The 474-nt window shown below is 74.3% G+C and carries 1 pseudogene; it reads right to left on the reverse strand.

What is annotated here, in order from left to right:
- A pseudogene (locus AC5RUJ_RS18310) lies at positions 1 to 474 on the reverse strand (glycosyltransferase family 2 protein); the annotation flags it as partial.

Consider the following 474-nt stretch of genomic DNA (forward strand, 5'->3'; position numbering starts at 1 on the left):
GGCGCGGCGTTGGTCAGGAAGCGGACGACGGCGGACATCGCCTCCCGGTCCTCGGCTCCCCAGGAGAAACCCGCACCGCGGCGCAGCGCCGCGCTGATGACGTGGCCGCGCAGCAGCTTCACCGCGATGGCCTCGCGCCGGGCACCCGCCAGCGACTGGAACCAGTCCCCGGACACCAGCGACTCGACGTCCTGGAACTGGGCGCGCAGCGGCAGCACCGCGGCGGTGACGCGTTCGTCCGCGTCCTGTCCCACCAGGTACGCCGGGGCGTGGGCCGGGTAGGCGATCCTTTCGCCGGAGAACCACAGGCGCAGGCCGAATTCCAGGTCCTCCCCGGTACGCAGCCCGTCGGTCAGCCGCAGGCCCAACCTGCCGACCGCCTCGCGCCGAATCAGTCCCAGCGGTGCCGTCCGGTAGGCCAGGCGGTCGCGCAGCGGATCCACCAGCGGGCCCCGGAACACGCGGGCGCGGGGC

This window comes from Arthrobacter sp. Y3223164 (assembly GCF_059091005.1).